This is a genomic window from Edaphobacter sp. HDX4 (assembly GCF_036877565.1).
Taxonomy (GTDB): domain Bacteria; phylum Acidobacteriota; class Terriglobia; order Terriglobales; family Acidobacteriaceae; genus Edaphobacter.
In genome coordinates this window covers 67,552-80,486 of the sequence record NZ_JAEDXW010000023.1, presented here as the reverse complement: position 1 = coordinate 80,486, position 12,935 = coordinate 67,552, and the positions used below count along the sequence as shown (strand labels likewise).

12 protein-coding genes and 1 pseudogene are annotated in these 12,935 nt (G+C 53.1%); 5 read left to right on the top strand and 8 right to left on the bottom strand.

Going from position 1 to position 12,935, the window contains the following annotated elements; genetic code table 11:
• The 4 genes and pseudogenes from JAO29_RS19035 to JAO29_RS19020 all read right to left on the bottom strand — a co-directional run.
• Window positions 1–603 (bottom strand): annotated as a pseudogene (locus JAO29_RS19035) (SOS response-associated peptidase); the annotation flags it as partial.
• Between the two features lie 3 nt (window positions 604–606).
• Complete coding sequence (locus tag JAO29_RS19030; protein ID WP_334269852.1) at window positions 607–816, bottom strand: hypothetical protein; 210 nt, start codon at window positions 814–816, stop codon at window positions 607–609.
• A 479-nt stretch (window positions 817–1,295) separates the two neighbouring features.
• Window positions 1,296–1,769: a DUF2127 domain-containing protein gene (locus JAO29_RS19025; RefSeq protein WP_334269851.1), complete on the bottom strand. Its 474-nt coding sequence runs from the start codon at window positions 1,767–1,769 to the stop codon at window positions 1,296–1,298.
• 168 nt (window positions 1,770–1,937) lie between these two features.
• Window positions 1,938–2,501, bottom strand: coding sequence for a TetR/AcrR family transcriptional regulator (locus JAO29_RS19020; protein WP_334269850.1), 564 nt, complete (start codon window positions 2,499–2,501; stop codon window positions 1,938–1,940).
• Here JAO29_RS19020 and JAO29_RS19015 point away from each other — a divergent pair.
• Window positions 2,467–3,084, top strand: a complete 618-nt coding sequence (locus tag JAO29_RS19015) for an SDR family NAD(P)-dependent oxidoreductase (RefSeq protein ID WP_334269849.1) — start codon at window positions 2,467–2,469, stop codon at window positions 3,082–3,084. The genes JAO29_RS19020 and JAO29_RS19015 overlap by 35 nt on opposite strands.
• 411 nt (window positions 3,085–3,495) lie before the next feature.
• On the opposite strand, the gene JAO29_RS19010 is transcribed toward JAO29_RS19015, so the two are convergent.
• On the bottom strand, window positions 3,496–4,647 hold the full coding sequence (locus tag JAO29_RS19010) for a hypothetical protein (protein ID WP_334269848.1): 1,152 nt from the start codon (window positions 4,645–4,647) through the stop codon (window positions 3,496–3,498).
• A gap of 229 nt (window positions 4,648–4,876) precedes the next feature.
• Window positions 4,877–5,341 carry a hypothetical protein gene (locus tag JAO29_RS19005; RefSeq protein ID WP_334269847.1) on the bottom strand — a complete coding sequence of 155 codons (465 nt, stop codon included), beginning with the start codon at window positions 5,339–5,341 and terminating at the stop codon, window positions 4,877–4,879.
• 498 nt (window positions 5,342–5,839) lie between these two features.
• Here JAO29_RS19005 and JAO29_RS23635 point away from each other — a divergent pair, with 498 nt between their 5' ends.
• Together JAO29_RS23635 and JAO29_RS23630 are read left to right on the top strand one after the other, a co-directional pair.
• Window positions 5,840–6,208 carry a DUF6597 domain-containing transcriptional factor gene (locus JAO29_RS23635; RefSeq protein WP_442886437.1) on the top strand — a complete coding sequence of 123 codons (369 nt, stop codon included), beginning with the start codon at window positions 5,840–5,842 and terminating at the stop codon, window positions 6,206–6,208.
• Window positions 6,209–6,230: 22 nt separating this feature from the next.
• Entirely contained in the window at window positions 6,231–6,677 is a 447-nt protein-coding gene (locus JAO29_RS23630) for a helix-turn-helix domain-containing protein (RefSeq protein WP_442886436.1), read from the top strand.
• Window positions 6,678–7,092: 415 nt separating this feature from the next.
• On the opposite strand, the gene JAO29_RS18995 is transcribed toward JAO29_RS23630, so the two are convergent.
• Entirely contained in the window at window positions 7,093–8,253 is a 1,161-nt protein-coding gene (locus JAO29_RS18995) for a glycerophosphodiester phosphodiesterase family protein (RefSeq protein WP_334269845.1), read from the bottom strand.
• A gap of 10 nt (window positions 8,254–8,263) precedes the next feature.
• Window positions 8,264–11,644, bottom strand: coding sequence for a TonB-dependent receptor (locus tag JAO29_RS18990; protein WP_334269844.1), 3,381 nt, complete (start codon window positions 11,642–11,644; stop codon window positions 8,264–8,266).
• A 367-nt stretch (window positions 11,645–12,011) separates the two neighbouring features.
• Here JAO29_RS18990 and JAO29_RS18985 point away from each other — a divergent pair, with 367 nt between their 5' ends.
• Together JAO29_RS18985 and JAO29_RS18980 are read left to right on the top strand one after the other, a co-directional pair.
• Entirely contained in the window at window positions 12,012–12,230 is a 219-nt protein-coding gene (locus JAO29_RS18985; protein ID WP_334269843.1) for a hypothetical protein, read from the top strand.
• A gap of 476 nt (window positions 12,231–12,706) precedes the next feature.
• Window positions 12,707–12,904, top strand: a complete 198-nt coding sequence (locus JAO29_RS18980) for a hypothetical protein (protein WP_334269842.1) — start codon at window positions 12,707–12,709, stop codon at window positions 12,902–12,904.
• Window positions 12,905–12,935 lie beyond the last annotated feature (31 nt).

Here is a 12,935-nt window from a genome sequence, read left to right as displayed (position 1 = left end):
CGGCGGGGAAGGGGCGCAGGAGATCGATGGGCGGCTGGTGGGTCTCCCCGCGATCCAGCCATCGAGTGTACTCGCTCTCGTGCAGGATGACCGGCATGCGGTTATGCACCGGCGTCATCAACTGATTTGCATCAGTGGTGATGATCGTGAAGGTCTGAAGCCAGCTTCAGTCGACGGGATTTTTCCAGGCGTCCCATAGTCCGGCGAAGCCCATCATCTTCCCGTTGCTCAGGTCGAATGCAAAGGGACGTTTGTTCTTTGGATCCTTGTGGGTCCACTCATAGAAGCCGGATGCAGGCACGAGGCAGCGGCGTTTCTTGAATGGCTGAGCCCACCGCCGCGGGTAATGGTCTCGGCCCGAGCATTGATGGTGGACTTCCCTTTCAGATCGGCAAGGGCCTTGGTGCTGAACGGGACCAAGCCCCAGCGAAGCGATACGAGCTCACGATCGCCAGTATCCCGATTGGCCCGAATTATAGGCTGCATCGTTTGAGGGGCGACGTTGTAGTCCCAGGGAGGCAGGGGGAAGTCGCCAACGTGCTTCACATGGAAGAACTCGGCGATCTTCTGTTTGTCAGATTTGCGAAAGTAGCGACCGCACATGGGCTATGCCATTTGCGGTTCAACTATCAGAGTGACAACGACTGCTTCATCCGAAAAGTGAAACATTTTGCTTTCCACAACATGCGGCGTTACTTGATCTTTAAGAAGAATATCTCCGACTGCCGGGACGATCGCTGCGTCAGCCGTCGTCAGATCACCCGGCAGAATCACTCCGAGCCCATTTCCCCAATCCACTTGAATGACCAATCTCATGAAACCTCCCACTTCAGCAGCTTATTCCAGAGTAATGATCAGAGGAGTGGTTGCCCCCACGCCCATCACGTGCTGATTGCCCTTCCGATGCCCGTATGGACTCGATGCATTATGGGCTTGCAGACAGCGCAATGCCGTTCTCTTCCGGGGTATGGTGGCCGAATCGACCGTTTGCAGTTGCAGCAAATCCTGCCCTCTAGCCGCATTCTCGCCGTTGCTGCTCGCTCACCGCCCATACCGGCAATATAGGCAAACGAAAGCGAAAGTCATCCACAGCCAAGAAGAGCTCTCGCTATTTCCTTCTATGGGCTTACTTCTGTGTTGCCGGTCGCCCGCCGATAACCTCGCAGTCGAGATCGCTTAGTCCGCGCTAGGGTCGGTGAGTGCCTTGGCGATTTAGCACTCATTGAAAAGGCGCGGCAATTTCCGATAAACAGCAGTGGGGCGAACCCGATGGCGCTCCGTGTCGCTGCCTGCAACTAGCCTCTCTTGTGCATGTCGGAGCTTTCCTTGCGAATTCGATAGAGAAGGTATCCGACTACCGCAATATTGATCATGAGCACAAGGATTTTGACGGTCGTTGGATGGTGGTGTACCTCCCAAACCTCAAGCGGGATAAGTGAACCCGTGATCACGACAGTGAACCACTCAGCCCAACGTTTCAACAGCCAGAGACCAATGCCCTCGGTCAGGAACAGGGCTGCGTAGACAAAGCTACCCAATCCAAGGTCCTTGATTCTGTTGGGAGAGATGTGTGCGGCCTTCCGAAGTGCATGATCGACGTATCGATTGCCTGGATCCAGGCCGAGCATTGCGACCCAATGGTTCAGCACCGTCGCCACGTCATTGTGGATCAGCTTGAGCATGCCGACGCCGACCACGATCAGGAGAGTCGCCTTTAGCAGTTTAAATACCGCGATCAGCCGGATCAATCCACTTTGAGAGGTCTTCATGTAAATGCCACCGCGATGCCCGACGTTTCCAATCAATACGATGCGACCTGGCGCACACGGAAGTATCGCACGTACTAAGCCGGTCTTTGAGTGAGTTGGCGATTATGTGCTCATTGAGGTGGGCTACCGCCGAAATCGGAGAATCGTTGAAGCCTAGCGCGTTTGTCGTCACCGATGCTTCGACGAACTCAAGGCACCATCGATCCAGATCTGAAGGCCGAACTTGAGACTGGTGAATGCCTCCTCTGGAGGGAGAACACCAGCATCAAGCAATACAGCTAGACCGTGAAGAAATGCCCAAAGCGCATGAGAGGCCTTCCACGCCTGCTCTTCGCCGTAGACCCGCGTCACTTGCTCCAGGAAAAACTCGGTGTTCCGTGCGCACTGCGGAGTGTGCGAATCAGGCCCAGATGTCTTCAGGTAGAGAGCAAAGACGCGAGGCCGTTGCTGAGCGAAGCGTAGGTACGCCTCAGAGATGGCGCGGATGGTCTCGGAGGGACCCTTTCGGCCGGCAGCCTTCTGCATGATCTCGAGCATCTGCAGACGAGCCTCCTCTGCCAGCGCTGCCTTTAGAGCTGCGAGGCTCTCGAAGTACCGATAAAGTGCGTTCGGTGCCAGCCCGAGCTTCGCTGCCACGGATCGGATAGCTAGGTTTTCGACACCTTCGCTTTCGACCTGCTCCAGGGCCGTGGCCAGGATGCTGTCTCGATCAGTCTTCGCCGGATACGCCATCAACAACACTGTACATCTTGACCTGGATCGAACCAACGTGTACGCTGTACAGGATGGCGGTGGACGATGTACACCTTCACGAAGCAGCGTATCCGAATCAACGCCTCAGGAGGGATTTCATGGCAAAGATAGTTTTGATCACGGGAGCGAACAAAGGCATCGGCTTCGAGGTAGCCCGCCAGTTGGGACGCGCGGGCTTACGGTGTTGCTGGGAGCGCGAGATGTTTCGCGAGGAGAAGAGGCTGCCAACAAGCTGCTTGGAGAAGGCTTGGATGTCCGCTTCGTTGCGGTGGATCTGAATCGTGCCTCCGAAAGTGCTGTGGTGCTTGCGAAGCAGATCGGCGAGGAGTTCCGGCGCTTGGATGTGCTCGTGAACAACGCAGCCATTTTCGCTCAGGAAGATGGACATCTGCAATCCCCATCACTAATGCTGACTGGCCGAGATCGCGGCGGCTTCCCTAAGGAACCAGCTAGCGCCCTGAAAATAAATCGATCCAGGTGTGGGTTTACTCATAAATCTGAAGTTGATTGCTCTACTCTTCAACAACTTACGGCACATGCGTACCCCAAAACGCTGAAGTAAACGACCCCATAAGCCTGAAGTTCCGACGGGTTTTTACCCATAAGACTGAAGTTCCTCCCGATCTCTGCACATCGACGAAAGACCTCCCATAAATTACTGAAAAAAGATTGATGCACGCCATAGGCTCTGGGAACGAGCCTTGGTGAAGCAGCTCCGTTCCTTAACCCGTCAACCTTTACCAAGCGGGCGAGATCGCCATCAGCGAAAACATGATGAAGATCTAAACAAGAGAACTACCAGCGGGAGCGAGCCACAGAGCGTTCCTCGACCCAAGCCTTAGAACTGATGCTGGACCTACCTTTAGGCGCATTAGACTCCGGCCGAACAATTTCGCCTCGCCGGTCAGTGCTAAAGCTTAAGCCACAGTTGGTAAGAATTTTCTTGAGTTCACGTTACACATCCTCTCTATCACTACTTTGGCGTCGCACGAAAAGCGTGCAATTCGGTACACGCCGGCATCACGCAACCCTGGCCCGTGATCTGTCCAGCGTCGTTAATTGACTGGGCGGTCAGCAGTTGCAACGGCGAATCGACCGCGAGTGTGTTGAGGTCCCTGATCACGTTGTCTTGCCATAGGAAGGCGGTCGAGCCGTTCTCGCCAAAGGAAAAGCCCACGATCTGGTTCCGATTGTTGATGGTGTTGCAGCAGGGAGCTATGGTCGCGAAGGCTCCGGGGAGGGTCCCGATGTCCTTCATGCCTGTTGCCTTGGTCCAGAAAAAGGCATGGGCGGTACCATCTGTAAATACAGACGTACCTGCGACTTCCCCAAGTTCATTGATGCTGCTGGCAATATTATTGTTCGCGTCCCCTAGCATGCCGAGGTACCTGGGCGTGCCATCTCTCTCCCAGAGCACGGCGTGCTGTCCATTCACGAACGCGGGCGGCAGACCCACGTTGGAGCATGTGCCCGATGTGCCGACAGCCTGGCCGCGATCATTGATCCCGAATGCGAATGAAACGGTGTCGCCCTTGCTCTTGAGCGGGGTGAGCTCGTGGATCTGGCCAGTTGAGTCCCACCTCACCGCCTGGAAACGCATGACCTGAAAGGGTGTCAGAGTTGCGCATGTAGGGTCGTGAACGCCACTCTCGGCCCAGCCGATGGACTGTCCCAGATTATTGATGCCGATGGGAACGGCGTTATGCCCACCAGGTAAGTTGGGAAGCGCGTTCAGCTTGCCAAACTTCCAGATGGCCCCTCGAATCTGAAGGTGAGTTCCGAAGCCGCCAAAATCTTCGCCGTTTGGATCTGTCTTGGGGATCTCGGAGAGAACCGGCACCTCCCCGAACCAGTTAGGCCCATCCGCTGCACTATTGCAATTCGGACAGGCTGGCCCACCCAATGTGCCAAGGTCCTTCAATGGGCCGAAGCCATACCAAAGAAAGGCATGTTGGGGGCCACCGGGGGTCAGGTTCGAAGACCCGCCTACCCAGCCCACACCGTTCATATCAAAACCAGAGCTATTATTCCCATTGCCCAATACGCCGAGGTCAGTGACCGTGTACTTGGGCGCCTGTGCCGCTGCCGGCACGGCAAGTGCCGCCGTCAGAATCGTCGCCGTCATCGGTAGGTAGATAATAGATTTACCAACGATTTTAATTTTTGCGCACCTTTCTCCGCCGCCAGAGCCGCTGAGGGAGTACGTTACATTGATTATGTCTGCCTGCGCTGTTGCAGCTGCGCAGAAGGTCAGTGCTAAAGCACAAGCCACAGTTGACAAGAACTTTTCTTGAGTTCCCGTTGCACATCCTCTCTCTTTCCGGCTCCCAAGACGCATCAGAAATGGCCGGCACTCAGTCTTCATGGTGATCGTTCTTTCCTGACGCTACCTTGGTGAAGTGAATTGTGAGCACCTCGGCAGAGTTGTTATCCATCAGGTCCATTTCGTTTCCGCCGGCAATAATTACGAACGAGTGGAGACCAGACCCAACGGCATCCGCGATGCCGGTGCAATCGCGATTCACCTTATAGGTTCCGGTTAGAGGCGCTTGAAAGACATTGCCGTTGCTATTGATCGTCTGATCCGCGACAAAGTTACCTTTACCGTCGAACGTTGACACCCCGACAGCTACGATAGGTCCGACACCCAGAACTTCTCCTCTGAGCACCTCCCCATAAGCTCCGCTCAGGCTAGCTACTGAGCAGCCTTCACTCGCCTCATGCGCCTGCACTTTGGGGACGACGTGTTTGGAGGTGAATAGAACCATGGTGGCTGCAAAGCCGATTGCGCTCAACTGAGAGACAGAACGAATATTCATAAGAAACTCCGATCCTGCGACCTGCGCTGAAGATGCATGGAGCACGCGATCACTCAGGGGCCCGATGCGATGGGTGCGGTGGGACGAGCGCTCGAGCTCGTCCGAAGATCAATGCGAAGAATCAATAGGAATGGCAACGAATCGGGCCAGGAATAGCGGATAGACTGCGACAGTTCTGCGGCAAACTCGTAGGAAACTCTATGGACAGTCCGGATCGAAGTTGTCGGTCTGAGCACGCTACGACGGCGAGCGTCGTAGTGGCGGTCAAGTCAAATCTTCGGGGCTTTCATCGCGTCGAAAATACCTAAAGCATCCGCGACGGTATAGTAGAAACGCGACATTCCGTGAAAATATGAGAGTCTTATCCACTCTCAGGATTTTCGGCCCGTTCACTCTTAACAAGAGTCTGCTTTGCGTTTGGAGTTCGGAGAAACGCGATTCTCCAGCAAAGGCCATCTTTCGTTGCGCAAGAGTTTAGGGGTTTGAGGGCAACTCACCGTGCATGAAAACTATTCAGCTTCTCCTCGCCTTGAACTGAAGCCCTACGTTCGTGCGTTTGCGCAGCGAAGGCTAGAGAAAAACAGTGCTGAACTTGTGGAGCCCGTGCCGACATGTCTGGATCAAATATTGAACTTTGAATTCGGGGTCCGCCCTGTTGCAGAATTGGGAGACGCCAGCCGATTCACGATTCATCGACTTAGCGTAGTTGGGTCCAGTGCTTATCGCCCAATCAATATGCATCTCTCCGGCGGGGCGGAGTCCTTCGCGATATTCTTCCAGCCCCTGGCTTTTTTGCAGCTCTTTCGATTGCCTCTAAGTTCTCTTGTGAATCAAGACATTCGACGGGCATGCCGTGCTGGGAAGTGAAGCTGATCAACTGTGGAACAGGATGGCCGAGACCTCTACTTTCGCCGGGCGGGTCAAAGTTGCAGAAGCATATCTGCTCGGGAAGGCACTGAACGCTGAACGAAATATCTCAATCATGAATGCGGCGCTTTATATGTTCAGAGCGAAGGGCGCTGTGCGATTGAGTGGCGTTGCCGGTCATTTGTCCCTGGGACGGCGGCAGTTCGAACGCAATTTCCTGAGTGAAATTGGTTTGAGCCCCAAGCTGTATTCGCGAGTAGCGCGATTCCAGTCTGCGCTTGACACGAGAATCCATCGCCAGGATACGCGCTGGGCTAGTCTCGCGAATGAGTTCGGATACCACGATCAGATGCACATGATCAAAGACTTTCAAAAACTCAGCGGGTTGACTCCCGAAGGCCTTCTCTCGCGGATTGGTGACATGCGTCCTCCAGCGATGATCGACGCGGTTGGGAAGAGTCAAAGCTGACTCGATTAAGGCCAAGTATCCAGTGAGTGATGATACATCGCTTATCACTCATTGACAGGGAGAACGCTCGGCGACTGAACGTGGAAGCAGAGTTAGCCTTTTTCGATTCAATATGGTTCAAATTTCCGAGTAGTCGGCAATACGGAAATTTGGCCAATGGAAAGCTCAATTGACGCGAAATCGCCAATGCACTCATTGGTCCTCCCCAGGATACGAACACTTCCAGTCTGTGGCTGAATACCAGGTCACATGATTGAGGGAGTTTTGATCCACTGCATCGGCCTTCTTTGCCCCCGAAAGCGAGTGAAGCCTCTTTAATTTCCCCAGTCGAATTCGTTCGGCTCTTCCTGGGGCGAATCTCACCTTTACGCCTATCAGTAGATGCCGAAATGAGTTGGCAATTTTGATGGCAGGTTCACTTTCTGGGTCTGTCGGATACAGCAGTGGGCTGCGGAAATAGCTGCCGATTTCCTGTCAAATAGTAAGTCGGAATTTCTGGAGCCACCTCTTCAATGAGGCGTAGCGTGCGAAAATCGAAGCTTTCAATTTCGCAACGTTTCTCCATTTTGTTGTTCCGAATTGTTCTTAAAATAGCTTCCACAAAATCTAAGGGTGCCGCGGTATGGTTCGCCGTTCTATAAACGGATGTGGGATGGCTGGAGTCCTTCGAGAGAAAATCAGGAATCAATTTGGTTTCTATATTAAAGCGAATTCTTTGCGCCGAAGAGACTCTGGAGTTGGCTTCGGGATGTCTGCTTCCCCGTCCTGAACGATAGTATTCACGATAAAATCGGACAAAGCGGAAGACCTGATCCAAACTTACAGGTGAATAAGGATCGGGCATGCCTTCCTGTTTAGAAAAAGCCACCGCAACAGGCGAAAGAGATCGATCGTTCTTCTGCTCAGGACTGAAATACGTTTTGTCGCAGATGAAGTCCTTTTGGAGATCCGCCATTCGAACATCATAAAAGTAGACCTGATTTTCCTTGCCATACTGCGAGCCATCCACACGGCGGCAAGATCGCGGATTGAGGAATTGATCGTGCCACACACTCGATACTTTGTCTGATGTAACTCCTGTGTCCATTTCGATCGTCGTTATACCGAGATCAAGTGCCTGCTCATATGCCGGGAGTGTGTTCTCGGGACGCAGGCCTCGAGCACCACGGTGCCCCTGTATGTCGAACCGTTTGAGGCTTGCTTTCGTCTCTGCATCGCTCGCACTGGAAAGCTCTTCGGCCACAATCCTCTTCAAAACATCTGGTCGATCCGTAATCATCCCATCCGCCCCGGCCTTGATCAAAGCTCGCAATTCTCTTTCGTCACTAGTGGTACCGGGAAGAACCCGAAAACCCTCCCTGTGCAGTTCTTCTATTGGTACCAGACCACCAAAGACATCCGGAAAATTGGGAGAGATGACTGGCTTTTGAGTGGCTCCATGCGCAGAAGCACGCTTCCATGCCTCGCGCATGAGAACTAGCGAAGGATTTTCCTGGGTTGCCGTTTGCGCGGGACTCGGCACACTGGTGCCGAGCCCCATGATTAGTAAATTTAATACCACGATTGTGCGATTCATTATCTTCTTCTTAGTACGTGAGCTTCACTGCGAACTGCAGGATGCGAGGCATATACGACGAGGTCACCACACCGAAAGACGTGCTGCAGCAAGTGGTGCCAGGCGGAAGCAGATTCGTTTTGTTCAGGACGTTATACGCCTGTGCACGAAACTGTAACTGCGCTTGTTCGATGGGTAGCGCAAACGTCTTATTAAGACCCATGTCGACCTGATTGAATGGATCTGCTCTGAGCGGATTGCGACTAAGATTTCCGAATGGTGTGTCATTCGAAGGATAGGGATTCGTAGACGTAAGGTCCGCCTTCGAAGGGTCATTGCCTACGACAGATGCCGATGAATTGTATACCTGCAATAGCCGATTGCTGGAATGCGCTCGTTGCAACTTGGTATGTCCCGGTATGAGCCATGGACGATAGTTGTTGTTACCGTTGCTATTGGTATCTGTGATATTCGAAACGGCATTGATGGCAGTGGGGCTGTAGTTCGGCGTCCAAGTATTGCCAGAGCGGGCATTATCGATGACGCTAAGCTTCCAACCGCCAATTGCTGAGTTTACAACCGAACCAACGTGACCCAGAAAATACTTTCCCCTCCCCACCGGGAGCTCATAAATTGCGCTGACCACATTGACGAGGGGGTGGTCATACTCCGACGGGCCATAGTCACCCCTAAGGTTGAAGATATCCTGTGGTCCACCACCGTTACCATAGGCCTGCTCTGCATTCGCTGCGGAGAAATCAAAGGAGCGCGACCAGGTGAACGAGTCAAGCAGAGTGAGGCCCCATACGTAGCGCTGCTCATATGTCGCTTGAAGGCTGTTGTAGTTTCCACCAGGCCCATTGAACGAGTCTGGAAGGTCACCGAAGTTCGGGATCGGGCGAGTGTAAGGAGTATTCTTGTTCGCTCGTCCTAAAGCCGGATTTCTTTGGTTGTAGTTACCGACCTCTTGTAACTTTAGGCTGTGATTGCCAACATATCCGATTTCCAAAATGCGATTTTTCGCGATTTCCTTTTGAATCGATAGTGAATAGCTCTCCACATACGGAGATCGATAGTCCTTTGGCACATACTTGATCCTGCTCGTCGCTGGACTGTAGTTGACTGGTGATGTCATTCCGGCCGGAAAACCATCATCTACGGTCGAGAAGCTCGCACTCGGAGTACCGGTCCCAGCTGCAGCGAACTTCGGAACCTGACTGATCACGGCAAAGAGCGCCTGCGGCGCGTTGATCGCAAGGAGGCTCAGTTCGCCATCCCGGTTGTAGTGAATGTAGCTCACGCCGAAGCCGCCACGGAGAACAGTAGATCCATTCGCCCTGTATGCGAAACCAAAGCGTGGAGCAAAGTCGTTGCGGTCTGGTTCCACGAGGGAACGATCATAGGTGTTGCCCGATTTCGCACGCAACAACTGGCCTGTGACAGGAGAAGTAATCGGGTCGAAGTTGCTCAACTGATTGTCCTTGTCCCAGTAGGGCGAGCCATATTCATATCGCATACCTAAGTTCAGCGTCAGTCGATCTGTCAGATGCCAGTCGTCCTGGATGAATGCAAAATGGCTTACCTGCCTTACATGCGCGACGAAGAAGGATGTAAGGTTGAGCTGGCTCGGTGCGCCGAAAAGGAAGTCAGAAGTGAGATATCCGCTGAATTTGCCCGCGAAAGTGAACTGACCGTACAACGGATAAGCATCCTGAACGCTCTCACGCAACTGCTGATATTCATAACCCGCTTTGATGAAATGCTTATTGTGTTGCAGAGAATAGCTCAGTTTGGGGTTGAACAGGAACGGATACTGCCATTGAGGGTTCGTCGTTTGACGACCAAGCGTGGTATACCCACTGATTGTCATGGACGGAATTCCACCAACAACGCGGGGATCGGATGGAAGCCCTTTAATACCGTAGGTGTTCGGATCACCAATCGCTAGTGTGGCCTTCGATCCCTTTGTGAATGAAACGCCCAATCGAGCTTCCAGTAATTGGTTAGCTCCAACCTGTCTTGTCAGACCGAGTGCCACCTGCTGGTTCATGATCTTCTGTTGGCCATTACCGCCGCCGTCATACGGCTCTGGCAAAACCCGACCGTCGGTCGCAAGCTCCTTCGATTGGCTTAATCGTACGAACGATGATGTCCGCTCGTTCCATTGATAATCCAGCCTAAGGTCATAACGCTCGCTGTTATAAGGAGACCGCTGAAGCTGTGAATAGTTGTTCGTAGCGACGTTCGGGCTTACTCCGGCGACATTGGGCAAAGGCTCCTTTCTTAGAAGAGACAGCATAATGGGAGAAACGATGCTTTCCGGCAATGGCTTGTTCGCTTGATATTTGACGCCGGTGTAGGGGTTCGTGACCATCACGGAGTCTGCCGCTGTAGGGTCCATGATCAATGCACGATCACTCGCCCTGAAGACATTGCTAAAGGCGACTTTAGAGTACATCTGGCGCATCATCTCGTAGTCCCCAAAGAAGAATGCCTTGTTTTTCCATAGGGGCCCACCAATATTGCCGCCAAACTGGTTGCGCTGGAAGGCCGGCTTCTGACCCGTCGAAGTTAGAAAATATCCGGGAGCATTGAACACCGTATTGCGCAGATACTCAAACAGTTCAAAATGGAAGTTATTCGAACCACTCTTGTAAGCCACACTGATGGTCGCGCCCGATGCACGGCCATATTCGGCACTGGGATTATTGGTCAGAACTTGAAATTGAGAAAGTGCGTCTGGGTTCGGTGAGATGATCTCGTTCGAAAATCCTTGGTTCGAGGTGCTGTGTGCGTTATTGTCCATTCCGTCGAGCAGGAAGTTATTGAGCATACTCCGCTGTCCATTCACGCTGAACGAGCCGACGCGTACCAGTCCTGTACCACCGGTAGTACTGATGCCATTTGGCGTGGCGGTTACACCAGCGACCAGACCCACCAGGTCCGAATACTCCAGAGTCGCCAGTGGAAGAGCCTCGAGCTGTTGTTGCGAGATGATTTGGCTGTGCTGACCGGTATCAGTCTGTAATTGCAAGTCGTTGGCGGTGACCTGGACTGCCTGCTGGTTCCCTTCAACACTGAGATTGATGTCGACACGCCGCGTTGTTCCAACGGAGATAACAACATTCTCTTCGGTAGCACCTGCAAAGCCTTCTTTTCTAATGGCGACCCGATAAGTTCCGGAACGTAGCGACGGAAGGGAGTACGACCCCGTCTCATCGGTTTGGCGTACCTGTTCTACACCTGTATCGACGTTCGTAATTGTCACTGTTGCGTTCTGAACAACGGCTCCACTGGTGTCCTTGACAACGCCTACAACAGCTCCGTTCTCAAACTGGGCATGTAGAGTAATCGGGGCCAGGAACATAATCGCGCTAAGGAAAAGAACCAGAACTGCTTTCGGACTTCTCATGCCAGCCTCTTTCGCTTTTAGGGAAACTGCAGTGCCGCGCCCAAACGCAAAAAGGCCGCCCATCGTATATGCGTAGCAATTCCCGCATATGAATGGGCGGCCCTCTTGAACTCTGCCGCTAACGAGCTAATTATATGAATGCCTGAGAACCTGAAGTCAACAGAACGGACCGTTTTCATCAGAAATTAATTACACGGTTGTTACGGTTCGGCCAGAAGTCATGGTTCCCGACGACAGCCCTGAGCTGGATCTTATGACAATCATCAGAGAAGACGATATTTACGATTTACGGAAAATAAATCACGAAGCCGTCTGCCACCGTCTATGTTCCTTGCGGCAGAGAAAAGGGTCCCCTCAGGAGAGTCCCATGTTTGTTCTTCGCACGATGTTGCTCGCCGCTACGGCATGTTTGTTATCTGGCACCTCCATCGCTCAAAGCTCGGAAGGCGCAGCCATGGCGACCGACAGCCATGACAAGGCCTGCATTCAACTCAAAGACGCCAAATACCTGGTCATCGAATCTCACAGAGATGAGCGGAGTTGGAACCATAACAACCCTCGCTTTCCTTCTCACAAACCTGAGTGAGACACACATCGCATTGACCGCTACGACACACCCTCCGGTCGTCGGCTATCACAGTGGCATTCAATGGAGTACCGCCGATGAAGCAACCACTGCATGGAACCCCAGGAGCTGACAACAGGTTCTCGGGATCGACCGATTTCTCCATCGCAAGCTGACACTCAACTGGCAGCGGGAGCGCCGACGAGGGATCGCGCATTTCGATCGTCAATACGACTGACTTCAACAACACTGCTACCGCTCTGTATCGCAATGTCATTCTCGTCATCCCACTCTGGCATGAATGGCAGACTCTACAAGTGGCCGTTAGGAAGTGACAACACACTTGTGACCTCAAGCGGAGACGTCAACCCAGCCGAGGTCTCTACATGAACGAACGCAATGTACAAGGTATCGGCCCCGATATGACCCAGAACAGCTCCGGCAGCTACACGGCCAACAGCTTCTGACTGGCCACGACCAAGAGCAGCGGCGAGTTGATGAAAGTATCCACCGGAGCCACTGCTTCACCGGTCTATACCTATTCCGCTTCTCAGATGCCGTACGCACCTGAAGGACTTCACTCCACTCTCACCAGCGGACATCTTTGGATGGTGACCGAGGGAGAAACGGGCGTGACCGATCCTGCCAGTGGTGGCCGCGTTCTGATCTCCATCGATGTGGCATCCATTGAATAACTAACCACTCTGGCTCAGAGTCCGCCGACTC

Coding starts and splice junctions, on each gene's coding strand:
- JAO29_RS18990 (WP_334269844.1), bottom strand. CDS start 11,644: ATGAGAAGTCCGAAAGCAGTTCTGGTTCTTTTCCTTAGCGCGATTATG.
- JAO29_RS19020 (WP_334269850.1), bottom strand. CDS start 2,501: ATGGCGTATCCGGCGAAGACTGATCGAGACAGCATCCTGGCCACGGCC.
- JAO29_RS19025 (WP_334269851.1), bottom strand. CDS start 1,769: ATGAAGACCTCTCAAAGTGGATTGATCCGGCTGATCGCGGTATTTAAA.
- JAO29_RS18980 (WP_334269842.1), top strand. CDS start 12,707: ATGAAAGTATCCACCGGAGCCACTGCTTCACCGGTCTATACCTATTCC.
- JAO29_RS18995 (WP_334269845.1), bottom strand. CDS start 8,253: ATGAATCGCACAATCGTGGTATTAAATTTACTAATCATGGGGCTCGGC.
- JAO29_RS19010 (WP_334269848.1), bottom strand. CDS start 4,647: ATGACGGCGACGATTCTGACGGCGGCACTTGCCGTGCCGGCAGCGGCA.
- JAO29_RS19005 (WP_334269847.1), bottom strand. CDS start 5,341: ATGAATATTCGTTCTGTCTCTCAGTTGAGCGCAATCGGCTTTGCAGCC.
- JAO29_RS18985 (WP_334269843.1), top strand. CDS start 12,012: ATGTTTGTTCTTCGCACGATGTTGCTCGCCGCTACGGCATGTTTGTTA.
- JAO29_RS23630 (WP_442886436.1), top strand. CDS start 6,231: ATGGCCGAGACCTCTACTTTCGCCGGGCGGGTCAAAGTTGCAGAAGCA.
- JAO29_RS19015 (WP_334269849.1), top strand. CDS start 2,467: ATGCTGTCTCGATCAGTCTTCGCCGGATACGCCATCAACAACACTGTA.
- JAO29_RS19030 (WP_334269852.1), bottom strand. CDS start 816: ATGAGATTGGTCATTCAAGTGGATTGGGGAAATGGGCTCGGAGTGATT.